Genomic DNA, 11,726 nt, shown 5'->3' on the forward strand with positions numbered 1-11,726 from the left:
TGTCAGCACGCCGATCACCGTTGCCTCTTTAAGTGACTCATCTTCTATCTTTTAGCCGTTATCACAAAATGCGATTGAAGCCAGGGCGCACGGCTATCTACTGGAAACACATGGTGAAATCTTAATTATAATTCAATCTTCTATCGCAGATATTATCTCGTCAAGTCCTTTTATTACTGTTCTCATTTCATCAAGGACAGCCTTATTAAATTTTTCCACATAACTATCTCTTTCAGTAGATGAGCCATTAAGTTGAGGGTGTAGTAATTCTTTACACCCATTGTTAGTAGTACATTTTTTTTGATTAAGAATATCTAGAAGCAGCCCTTCTAAACAAGGGGTAGAGCCTATAAGAATAAATCCTTTAGCTGTGGCTTCTTTGACTTTTTTAGTGGGCCAGACCAGATCGCAATCCATAAGAACCATCACCTTGTTAAAAGGTGTGCATCTGTAAGTTCCTAAAGCCTGCTCTATTACATTAGCAGGACCTTTGCCGTTAGCCGTTATAATGGTTATTTTTTTACCATTACAATACAGACTTTTAATATGATGTAAAAAAGCCTTTTCACTGTGTCCCTCACCAACAGCAAGAAGGGTTTCTTTTGCTAGTATTTTTCTTTTTCTGGGGGCCATAATTTAATCTCTAGAGTGAAATTTCCGGTACACCACCAATAGCACCAGTTATATACTTACTATAAAGATTATCCTGCGCCCTCAAGCCCTCTACCTGGTCAAGCCTCCAACAATCACTTACTGCATCGTTTTTCTCGACAACATAAACATTATGCTTCTTTAGTGCTTTCAACACTTCTGGAGAGTGACAGCTAAATATCAGTTGTGCATTTTGTTTATTAATACTTTCGTTAGCAAACATGTCTATGATTTCATTAACCATTAAAGGATGAAGATCACTATCCAATTCATCTATAAGTGCAACACCACCCCATTCAAACGCGCACACCAAATCGGACATTATATCGAAACAAGCTTGAGTTCCCGTGGACTCGAGATAGAATGGAATTTCATACTCATGCTCTCTGCATAGGTGCACTCCATATGGGTTCACAATATTATTCTTTTCTCCGGTTTTTTGATTTATAACCTCTTCTTCTTTAAGAACAATTGAATTCAAGCCAAAATCCATTCTTCTCAGGTATTTTAACGCAAGCTGAAATATATCGTCATTTTCTTTATAAAACTCAGTTGCATTTATCACCCTTGAATAGTCAAAATTATTCTTACCATGAATAGTAAGATTGTTATCTATTGATTTAAAGTTATGGATTATTAACTCAGCAAACTTGTTACCCTTCCGTTTGAAATATGACAAAGCAGATGCATTCTCAGGAACAGTCATTAGCTCTGACTCAGGAAATGCTAATTCTTTATCAATTTTTCTTGTGCTTTTAACTTTATATTCATCGCGGCCTTCATCATAAATCCTATAGAATACTGATGAGAATTGCCGACTCGTCTTCCACTTTAACTCTTCATGATATACTTTCTGCTTAGAAAGCTTGACATAATACTTAAACTCTATATAACCGCTATCTAATTGATCTATAAAACAAACCTCCAACTCTGATGGCTCATCTTTATTACTGAAATGAGTATAAAAAGGCAGGCTTTGTCTACTTTCAAGTTTAGTAAAAGAATGGTCACAAAACCAACGGAGAAAAGCGAGTGGTTTTAACAAATTAGACTTGCCTGCGCCATTTGCGCCTAAAATTGCTATTACTTTACTGATGCGAGTATTGCCTACGTTCACCTCAAAATGAGATTCACTTGAGTTTGCGTGCAATGTTAGGTCGACAGTTGTTTTATCTAAAAATGAATAGAAATTCTTAAAACTATACCACTTAACCATAACTCAACCCACTTAGACATTTTTTTGTTCATCTCTAACGAGTATTACATATCGACAGAAAATGTCTAATTTTTTCTTGTAAACGAAGCCCATTACCCGCGTCCACTACCCCGCAGCGTATACTTTTTTTATCCCCGCAGCATCGCCTGCTCTGCTGCCGGAATAAAGCGCTAGACTGTCTTTGGTTAAACCTCCAGAACAAGTGCAACCTGGGTCAGAGTCGCACCGTTCTCAACCATCCTTTTCGTCCTCTCCACAACTTCCGGCGTCATAATTCTCTGACGGCCACCAATCCGCCCTTTTGCCCGCGCTGCGACCAGACCAGCTGTCGTTCTTTCCACAATCAATTCACGTTCCATCTCTGCCGGAGCACCCATTACATGGAAAAAGAAACGGCCCATTGGCATTCCGTACAATTGCTAGCCTGAAAGCATATGGTATGTCGTAGTCGCGTGGCATGGTGATTAACTCCAATTAATACTGTGTTTGCATACAGTATTATTGTATCGGTAGGATCGATCAAGAGGATTGTCTCAGGTTTCTGAGAAGGGATTGAGGATGAAGGGAATTTAGTGAGAAACCCGCCGAAACGGGTTGTAATCAAATGACGACTAGCTTTATTTATCTGATTCCTCAAGGTCTTGATGGATACAGCAATATCACCAGATTGAATTATTCCTACTCCCTATGCAATTTTAGTCCATGTGAATGCAGTGTTTGAGGAACAATAAAATAGCTGCCCGACAGAACCGCTGTCATCGCCAAGTCTTTCAGTAATCATTCCTTTAGACCAGTAAATGACATTAGGATAGCCCCACGCAGTAACGAGTGCGCATTTACATTGCCTGGTTATATATCCACGATTATTCGTATCTGCATGATTGAACGTTCCAATCTTGACACCATAAAATTCTAACGCCGCACTTGAGGCAGCGTTAACAGTTGCAATGTGACCTCCGTTGAATATAGCCCTGCTTTGGTAAGCGCCAGTAACAGTACCCTTAAGATCGCAGTCATTAAAAGTTACAGGCGACATTGTCTCAGCCGTTGTATCCTGAATTGAATATCCTGATGGAGTCTGCGTTGAACTAAGTGTGAACGTGCTTGGAAAGATGCATTTTGTGAACCTGATATTCCCAAGTATTGTATTTGCGAAAGACATGCCTGTTATTTCACAATTATCAAAATCAAGCTCACTGGCGTTAAACGCGGGAATGATGTTTGAAATCACACCTCCTATAAACTTTGTCTTATATGATGGGTAAAGAACACCACTAACATATGGTGCGAGCACTACACAATTGTGATAATTTGATGAATCAAAGTACCAGTTAACACATCTTACCGTGCCATATTCAGAATATCTACCGAATGAACTCGTCACATATGATGTGGATAATGCACATGCTGAAATTTTTGATAAATCAAGATTAAATACCACAGATGGTATGATTGCAGCCAATTCCGTTCCGTCCGGTGCTGTTCCGCTTGTTATGCAATCATGAATGATCTGACTAAACGTGGTGTTACCAACATTGATGTAAAAATTAATATAATTAAGACCAGAAAGAATGCCACTCGTTCCATCTGAACTTGTTGTTATTGCTGTCCTTTCAGCATGAATTGGACCAAAGAATGAACGAATACAGGCAATATATAGGCATTTGTGATATGCCTGCTCTGACTGAATTCTACCAATATTAAGGCAGTTACTGGTATCGCCACCAGAAACAATAGAGAACTGATAACTAGATGTATTTCCGCAAAGCTCACATGACACACTGGCGACAACTGTATCCCATGTCGCAGAAAACTTAATTCCTTCACCGTTAAATCCTGAAACTCTGAATACATCAAATTTAGCTAGTGACGCCTTGATGAATGCGCCATTTAATTCAGTATCACGATTGACAGAGGAAATATTCAACATCCCAATCATAGAAATCGCAGAGCATCTATTTACGTTATACGCTACATCAGGATCCCCAAACACAACAGCATATTTAGCCGTAAATAAAGATGTGAAATTTGTTGGGTTTACCAAAATTTTGCTATCAGCATCAGCTATCAAAAAACGAAGGTTTGTAAAGTCAAGGGTGCCAGTAATTAACCACACGCCACCTCTGAGATCCAATCCAAGATTATATGTTGCAGCCAGGGTAATAGCTGAACGGATAGCTGTTGTGTCATCAGTCGTCCCGTCTCCAACGCCATTGAACATGAAAGGCGTTACCCATGTAATTGCATCCTGAACTGTACCTGTGCGATAAAGACCAATAAGACTTGCGCCCAGCCCTTCATCATTTGAGGACAGCTGTAGCGCAAGGTCGGTTGTATCCGTCATTGTAATAGCCCCGTTTAAATCGGACATTTCACAAGTAGACATAGGCATAGACCTATGTTTAAGGAGTGTCCAGTGCAAAGAATCGAAGTGATCACTGGCGAGCAAAAAACGTCGCAGCTATACTCCCGAAGATAAAACCTGTTTGGTTGCGATCGACATGCAGCCCGACTATACCTTCTCACTTGTTACCCTGCAATAATCTGATCTGTTGCTTAACTATATGGATGTTAACTATGATTAGCCTCTTTACTCATAGCATCCAGGATTTTCCTTATATCTATAAAAAATACTCATTGTAAAATATCATAAATTAATAATATTCTATTTCGTGTCAGAACACTTTATTTACATTAGCTGTTAAAAATTATCATTTAGATATATTTGTAAAAAACCACATTAAACAGATGCACACAACAAGGATTCTACGATGTTTAAAAAAAACAAAATAACAGAATCAATGGATATGAAACCAAAAACAAACACGATAATAATTAATCAGGGATGGAGCCATGCGGGCAATATTGGAAATATCCCAAACAAGATTTATAGATTTTTTGACAACGAAAACTTTGCTAATGACTTCGTGAAAGGAAACATGAGAATCTCTACATTGGGGGTTTGCCGAGCCAATGAAAATAAAGCTCAAGGCGATAGTAAAGAAGGAACTATGACTTATCACATAAATTATATTTCTTCAGAAGAAAAAAATTCAGAACAGATTTTAAAGCGAGCGGGATATCGAATGAAAGGATGCGTGGATTGCTATGTTATAGATTCATTCGGGGAACAGGAACAAAAAGATTCATATATATTATGCACAACAATGAAGTTCAATCCAGAAGACTTTAAACAGGATTTTGGTTCCTATTGCATAGAAATAACAAACCCAAAAAAGTTAATGGAAATAATAACAAGAACCCTCCACAAGACTAAAGGCATCACGATGTGCAATTATGGACGAGTGGTTTATAAGAATAGGCTCACATTTCAAAATGAATGCCTTGAAGTTCCTATAGAGTTGATTAAACCAGACACCGATATTTATAAAATGCAAAACGAATTTAGATTTACCTGGTACACTGCAGAATCAAACATCTCCCCTATCGATATTAAATGCGGGGATATTTCTGACATTTGCAAAAGGATAAAATAAACAGAAGGTAAATCACCACTCGTTATGTAAAATTTAAGAAGTGGTGGAGCATGGAACCACCATTTCTCATTCCCATACATTTTATAAAGATAACTTTTGGTTTTTTAATGATTTCTATATAAATTTCACCCAATCATATGATAGTCGATCTGAATTAGCTGGCGTCCATCCAACCAGGTCACCTTCAGATGCATGGAATGTCATAACTCCGGCAGAGTCCATATCAATGTACTCACCTTCACTAAAGCGGCCGGATATCTTTGATCCGGCCTTCATAGCGGTTACTGCTTCATCGTATGTCATAGATTACCCTTAATATGCTACTGTGACGGCTACTGAGCCAACGCCGGATGTTGAAACAACGGCACCCATGCCACCGGCTCCGGTCGGTGATGCTTTTTTGAATTGCTGACCAACATAGTAATACGTTTCGGCATATCCAGCGTTATCAGTGAGAGATGCGGGGAAAGGCACGAAAGCTGTAGTCAGCCCGTCAACGAAACCAATCGGATAAAGTGTTGACGTACTCATTAACACCGTTTTGTAGGCTTTAACTGAGAACATAAATTCATTTGCCCGGTATCGGGGAGAAATACCATTGTTAGAGCCAGCATTACCGAAAATGATGTCATATCCCCAGTAGGCTACTTTGGTTCCTCCACCGCGAATATTAATATGCTGGTTTGAGTTTGATCCGCGTCCCGCAATCAGTAACGCTACGGTTGTTCCGCTCAGACCAGTCCATGTAACATCACTGGAAAAATGGACATTCTGAATAACGACATTATTTCCATTAACCGCTAATGCAGCATAATAATCCACGCTGTTAAGCGTTATCGCAGTATCCGGCAGTGTATCAAAGGTAAACTGAAGCCCATCCAGAATAATTTCATCATTGTTCAGTGAATCAAGATGCAGGCATACATTCCTGAAGGTGCACTGGACTATGCTGAGGCGACCAATAGCCCCCTGCTGGCGCGTATAGGAAACCACACCCAGCCCAACAAACTTACAGTTCGTGAATGAAACCTCGCGGTTATTAACCGTCTGAGTCGAGTTATTAATGGTAAATACACGATGACCGGAAACGGTAACTTCTCCGGTGCAGCCTTCGAAGAAGACACCATCATTAAGGAAGAATGCCGCAAACTGACCATATCTGAACCCCTTCGCATAACATCCGATACCACCGGATTTCACACATCCCTCGAAGTCGATACCCACATCGCTGTTTGCCGGGCTACTCGCTTCTGCTCTGACGCCTGTTGCAATAACATCATAACCCATTGACCCCCAGCACCCGGCCATATACGCAGTAATAACGTCATTATTAAAGCGGCCATTTGTGCTTTTGCGCTCATTAACCAGCGCACCATTTACTGACGGGTTTGAGTCACCACCCCAGAACATAGTCCCGTAATAGAACCCGTCAATTATATTGTGCTCAGTAGCAAACCCGTCGCAGTACCTGAAACAGATAGCTGCACCGGAAGTGCTTATGGTTGCCGCCGTTACTCTGTTGAATCTGGCCGCAATATGCTTTGGTCGGGTGGCAGAACTTGATGAGGCATAGGCGTTAGTGCCGTCATAGACGCTAAGCAATCGCGGACCGTAAACACTGGTTCGCTCTAAATGAATTCTGCTCGTGTATGAACCGATTGCGCATATAACAACAGTGTCGTCTGAATAAGAGAACTGACCACCGCGAATAGTGATGTTCTGAACGATATTTGATGCTGACCCAACGCAACGGAATAAAGCAGCCTCAGAGCCTGCGCCTGAAACGCCAGCGGTGTTCTTTACCGTCACATTGGCATTCACATCGAATTCAATCGTGACATTCGATTTTGATAAATTTATCCGGTTGCAATCCAGTACGTAATTGCCCGCAGGAACACGAACCCAGCTGAATGCGTTAACCATTGCATTAATAAAATCGGTATCGTCGTCCGTCCCATTACATGGTGAACCCTGTGACTGAGGAGTTACCCAGTCAATATATTCGTCCAGCGTTCCGCCATATTTATGGGCGATTAAAGCCGTCCCCATACCCGCTTCACCAGAACCAAGGTTTGCGCGAAGAGAAGCATCACCTACAGACACCCAGGCACCAGTAGCAACACCACCTGCAGTGGCCGGTGTTGATCCAGCGGCAACAACCTTCGGGAATGCACCATCCCAGCGGTAATATTCCCCCGTGGAAGTATCACGCAGAACCTGATTTGGCAGAGTCAGCGTCGCACCAGCCTGAAAGCTGTCCATCGTGATATAGCCGAATTTTGAGATAGCCAGATCAGCGAAGTGCTTTATTCCCTCGATTGTTAAATGCTGGACCCCAAAACGGTCCGTATAGGTCAAACCTTTACCGGTTACAAACTCATCCAGCCGTGCACCTGCATACACGGCATCTCTGATGTCAGTGCTCGGCACCTGATTTTTCGTGGGGGTTGGTAACGGAATTGCCATTGTGCAGTTCGCCCTTTTACAGGCACACGAAACCCTCAGAAATTAATCTGACAGGGCGTGCGCGAAGAAAGTTATGGTTACGGGTATATGCTGGCTGAATATTCAGTCAGTGAGAGAGTTTGCGTTTCATCACCATTCGGCTTTGCGCTGTCCACGCGCCAAAGGGTGGAATTCAGCTCCGAATCCGTTGCGATGAAATAACGACTGGGTGACTGCACTGTGGTGCCATCGTATATGTTGAGGTCAAAAGCATCTGCTGCGGCCTGAAATGCCCTGTGGCTACCATCAACCGCATAAGCCCTCCACCGCCCCCGGAAACTCCCCAGGCTGTCAGTCATGACCACCCACATATCACCCGCGGTAAAATCGATGATTTCCGACGTATGGAAAATGTCGCCTTCCCGGCCTTTGATATAGCCGGTCTGCTGCGTGTTGTCATACATATCCGGACACTGGACAACCGTGCCGCGCACCACCTGGGTAGACTCCAGCACTTTCACCGTCATGGTTACGCGAGAAAAGAGGATTTTTCGGGCTTCCAGCCAGGCGCGATCATAAGCCTGCGTGCTGTTCCGGCTGCCCGACAGGCTTAACTGTTTGGCATTGACCGTAGCATCATCAGTCTCGGTAATTCCGGCATCTGTAATTGACAGATAGATATACGCTTTCTTGTTCGACGTGGGATCGATGTAATCCAGCGTGACACCGTCATATCCGCCAGGCAGCGACATAGCCCAGGCCATTTTATACTCATCCCAGAACATGTTTGAGCGCGCATAAACAGCATCGGGGAAATCTACCGCCTCATCTCGCCAGAACGTCAGCACATCACCAATCCAGTTGAAATCCACCCGGGCGGCGTTGCATGCAGTCTGAATACGCTCTCCAAGGGGTTGTGTCGCATCTGAGAATGTCCAGTCAAAATAGCCCAGTTGAACATCTGTCAGACTTTGCTCAATGGAATACAGCGACGCCAGATCCAGCCGTGCCGGGTCCTGTTTTCCTATCACCACCCATTCATGCAGAACTGCATCGGCAAATGACCGGCTGGAGCGCAATGTGTAATCGATCCCTCCGTCAGCTGACCATGAGATAACCTTTCGTTGCACCAGGCAGTTATATTTTCGCTCTGAAGCTACCGTCTGGGTTTCAGTCTGCCGGACCGTTACGCGCACCATGGTGTCATCAGGATAAACAACATTCTGGCGCAACGTGACCGCATGGGCACCGGACAGATACAGCACCGAGTTACTGGCAGAATTATTCGTGCGCTCGGCCTTAAAGGCATATCGCCCTGAGCCAGCCGCTGGCGCGATCTTGAAGGTGCGATAGATGTAATCCTGATTGCCCCCATCGTTATGGACGTTAACGTCCATGCTCTCTTCGGTTCCCGCGACCTGATCGTTATTATCATCTACCTGCCACCAGGTGAGCTTTGCCGGACCGTCATAGCCGCCTGCCTCGTTGGCATACAGGTGGATCCACAGCTGATCACCTTCCAGCGCGGCAAAGAACGGGCCTACGGCGATAGTGGCATACTGGGTGATAGTAAAGAGCGAGCTGTTTACCACCGTGTCAGCGGGCAGCGCATCATAATCAGTGCCTGACAGTGAACTGAACCAGAATTCGTAAAACTGCTGTGGGTCGATTAGCGCGCCATCATCAGTGATTTCAGACTGGAACAGGCTGGCAGAAACATTAACGTCCTTCGTTACAGAGCCGCTCGCCGTGTTATACGTAACGTTCACCGTGACCGTTACGGCGAACGGTTTTGGCGTATCGCTGAACACGTCGAAGTCAGTTAATTTATCAATCTTTGCGTAAAACTGACCACCCGCAAAGGTACCGGTAAGCAGATCATCCGTGGTGGCCTGATTGTTGATGTCGGTCGTCTGCTCGTTGGTTCCGGGCAATTCCTGCCCGTCTACATCATCAAATGCATACCCCTGGACGATTTCGCCGATCGCTTCACCCGGCTGGTATATCTGATAGCTGGCCCCTGCCAGCGCAATAAGTGATGATTCTGAATAGCGAACAGACGAAATTTCATACTGGCCGTAGCCAATTTCCATCCATTCCGTCACCATTTTATTGTTATCGACGTACTCAAACATCGATTCCTGAATCAGGTCAGGATAAGCACGCACCTGGCCGTAAATATTCGGACGCCCTTTGTAGAGGCGCGCCCTGTTGGTCTGCTGGGTGACGTCATTATTTGGCGAATCTCCGGTGGCAACGGACACGCTCCCGGCTTTCTGAGACAGGCCCAGTAGCTTCATTGCTCCGGTCAGTATTTTGGTGACCGGCCTCAAAATGGAGCTGATGAGTTTTCCCACTCCGCCTTCCGGCTGGTCAAACACAGCCACCAGGTCACCCGTCTTCATCAGATAACCGACATCAAAGTCGTCATCCAGCTGGCTACCATTGAGCCTGATCACGACACTCTTATGCAGCCTGAGAGTGTCCAGCAGAGTAATCAGCGGGGTTCCCGGCTTTGCCGTTCCGCGTTCTTTTGGTGCGCCCGGCAGGCGCTGTAACTCATAACGGACCATGCACCAGATACTCCACTTTTTCATACACTTTCAGAAGCGCCAGCGGGCTGTCCAGACGGACAAATCCAAACTCACCCCTGGCGTGCAGACATTTTACGGGGCTGACCATCACACCGATGTGAGCCGGGATCGCGCCACGGTAGAAAACGGCAACGGTTCCGGCGTCCGGGGATGCAGCCTGACTCCAGCCACTGATTTCCTGTTCATAGCAGGTGATGAAATCATCCTGCGCCTCATATCCCGCCATATGGTGCAGCTCAATATCGAGAACATGTCGGTAATACAGGACCACCAGCCCCCAGCAATCCATCTGCTCAAAACAGCAGGCACGGTTAGCCCATGGCTTGCCGTTCACAAGCCCGATAAATTCTCGCTGGATCATGACGTTTTCAGGCCCGGATAAAGTTGAGTGGTGTAAATAACGGGGTTGGCCAGTGTTAACGGGTTTGTCACGCTGACGTTCACCGTAACGTTACTGCCGTCTGCACTGATATCCTTCACATAAAGGGACCATGTCTTTACTGGATAAGCATCACCGATTGCGTCCCATTGCTGGTAGACACAGCTGATTGGACTCATACGGGCTGCACCGCGCCAGCTTTTGAGGGTTTGCCTGACATGTTCTGATGCGGCGACGAATGTGATCACCAGAGCAATCGTCGCGGTACCGTCCTGAGTGGGTTCCGTCACGCTGAAACGGGCCGGTTCAAAATCAACGCCACCAAACTGTGCTGACTGAAACAGGTTATTCACCACCCGGTAGTCACCGAATGCAGGATGGCTAAATACCACTGTCTGCTTCAGGTCGCTGGCCGGGCGGCGCTCCTTCCATTCTCTGAGCGTTGGCATCAGTCAGCCCCCGGCAGAATTTTCGTTACCAGAAGATCAAGCCAGTAGCCGTAGCGCGGCTGAGCCTGGACAATCCAGTCATCGTAATCCTCGGTCACATCACTAATACCGTTGCAGATTACCGTCGCCGACCAGGTCACAATATTGCCGTCTTTGCTGGTCTGCACCGGCATAGTGGTGAAATGCAGCGTCTGAAGTTGCGGACCTTGCATATCACCTAGATCAATCGTCATCTCAAACCAGGCGTTTCCCCGGTTGCAGTAATTCGGGGATCTCAACCAGGATTTAAACCGCTCAGCCTGCTGAAGGGTGAAAATCCACTTTAGTGTCCAGGTCGCTTTAAGATCGGTGGTAATGGGGGTGAAGATTGCCGGACCGACAGCTGGCTGTGTTGTCAGCCATGGCGTGTCCTGCGTCATGTTCTGATCTGCCCTCTGCGGGAGCGGCAGCCAGGACGGGTAACTCACTGTGGCCACATATCCTCCGGACAATAAA

Annotated in this window: 9 protein-coding genes and 1 pseudogene; 1 reads left to right on the forward strand and 9 read right to left on the reverse strand. The window is 45.1% G+C overall.

Going from position 1 to position 11,726, the window contains the following annotated elements; genetic code table 11:
• Positions 1-132: 132 nt before the first annotated feature.
• The 4 genes and pseudogenes from RCF31_RS21265 to RCF31_RS21280 form a co-directional block, all read right to left on the reverse strand.
• Positions 133-633 (reverse strand): RloB domain-containing protein, encoded by a 501-nt coding sequence (locus RCF31_RS21265; protein ID WP_416413751.1) that lies wholly within the window; start codon positions 631-633, stop codon positions 133-135.
• Positions 634-643: 10 nt separating this feature from the next.
• Positions 644-1,867 (reverse strand): AAA family ATPase, encoded by a 1,224-nt coding sequence (locus RCF31_RS21270; RefSeq protein ID WP_416413752.1) that lies wholly within the window; start codon positions 1,865-1,867, stop codon positions 644-646.
• A gap of 185 nt (positions 1,868-2,052) precedes the next feature.
• Positions 2,053-2,271 (reverse strand): annotated as a pseudogene (locus RCF31_RS21275) (recombinase family protein); the annotation flags it as partial.
• Positions 2,272-2,552: 281 nt separating this feature from the next.
• On the reverse strand, positions 2,553-4,211 hold the full coding sequence (locus RCF31_RS21280) for a hypothetical protein (RefSeq protein WP_416413753.1): 1,659 nt from the start codon (positions 4,209-4,211) through the stop codon (positions 2,553-2,555).
• A gap of 427 nt (positions 4,212-4,638) precedes the next feature.
• Here RCF31_RS21280 and RCF31_RS21285 point away from each other — a divergent pair, with 427 nt between their 5' ends.
• Entirely contained in the window at positions 4,639-5,364 is a 726-nt protein-coding gene (locus RCF31_RS21285) for a hypothetical protein (protein WP_416413754.1), read from the forward strand.
• Between the two features lie 312 nt (positions 5,365-5,676).
• Here the strand turns inward: RCF31_RS21285 and RCF31_RS21290 are convergent, their stop codons facing one another.
• From RCF31_RS21290 to RCF31_RS21310, 5 genes are all read right to left on the reverse strand, one after another.
• Positions 5,677-7,830, reverse strand: coding sequence for a hypothetical protein (locus RCF31_RS21290; RefSeq protein WP_416413755.1), 2,154 nt, complete (start codon positions 7,828-7,830; stop codon positions 5,677-5,679).
• A gap of 77 nt (positions 7,831-7,907) precedes the next feature.
• A complete protein-coding gene (locus RCF31_RS21295) occupies positions 7,908-10,382 on the reverse strand; it encodes a host specificity factor TipJ family phage tail protein (RefSeq protein WP_416413790.1) in 2,475 nt (824 codons plus the stop codon).
• Entirely contained in the window at positions 10,369-10,764 is a 396-nt protein-coding gene (locus RCF31_RS21300) for an NlpC/P60 family protein (RefSeq protein ID WP_416413756.1), read from the reverse strand. Before RCF31_RS21300 ends, RCF31_RS21295 begins: the two co-directional genes overlap by 14 nt.
• Positions 10,761-11,231, reverse strand: coding sequence for a hypothetical protein (locus tag RCF31_RS21305; protein ID WP_416413757.1), 471 nt, complete (start codon positions 11,229-11,231; stop codon positions 10,761-10,763). Before RCF31_RS21305 ends, RCF31_RS21300 begins: the two co-directional genes overlap by 4 nt.
• Complete coding sequence (locus RCF31_RS21310) at positions 11,231-11,707, reverse strand: hypothetical protein (protein ID WP_416413758.1); 477 nt, start codon at positions 11,705-11,707, stop codon at positions 11,231-11,233. The genes RCF31_RS21305 and RCF31_RS21310 overlap by 1 nt, the downstream gene beginning before the upstream one ends.
• Between the last annotated feature and the right edge of the window lie 19 nt (positions 11,708-11,726).

Source organism: Pantoea sp. App145, from assembly GCF_047947045.1.
Classification (GTDB): domain Bacteria; phylum Pseudomonadota; class Gammaproteobacteria; order Enterobacterales; family Enterobacteriaceae; genus Pantoea.

Excerpts from the sequence above, each read along its gene's own strand:
- RCF31_RS21265 (WP_416413751.1), bottom strand. The coding sequence starts at position 633 with ATGGCCCCCAGAAAAAGAAAAATACTAGCAAAAGAAACCCTTCTTGCT.
- RCF31_RS21270 (WP_416413752.1), bottom strand. The coding sequence starts at position 1,867 with ATGGTTAAGTGGTATAGTTTTAAGAATTTCTATTCATTTTTAGATAAA.
- RCF31_RS21280 (WP_416413753.1), bottom strand. The coding sequence starts at position 4,211 with ATGACGGATACAACCGACCTTGCGCTACAGCTGTCCTCAAATGATGAA.
- RCF31_RS21285 (WP_416413754.1), top strand. The coding sequence starts at position 4,639 with ATGTTTAAAAAAAACAAAATAACAGAATCAATGGATATGAAACCAAAA.
- RCF31_RS21290 (WP_416413755.1), bottom strand. The coding sequence starts at position 7,830 with ATGGCAATTCCGTTACCAACCCCCACGAAAAATCAGGTGCCGAGCACT.
- RCF31_RS21295 (WP_416413790.1), bottom strand. The coding sequence starts at position 10,382 with ATGGTCCGTTATGAGTTACAGCGCCTGCCGGGCGCACCAAAAGAACGC.
- RCF31_RS21300 (WP_416413756.1), bottom strand. The coding sequence starts at position 10,764 with ATGATCCAGCGAGAATTTATCGGGCTTGTGAACGGCAAGCCATGGGCT.
- RCF31_RS21305 (WP_416413757.1), bottom strand. The coding sequence starts at position 11,231 with ATGCCAACGCTCAGAGAATGGAAGGAGCGCCGCCCGGCCAGCGACCTG.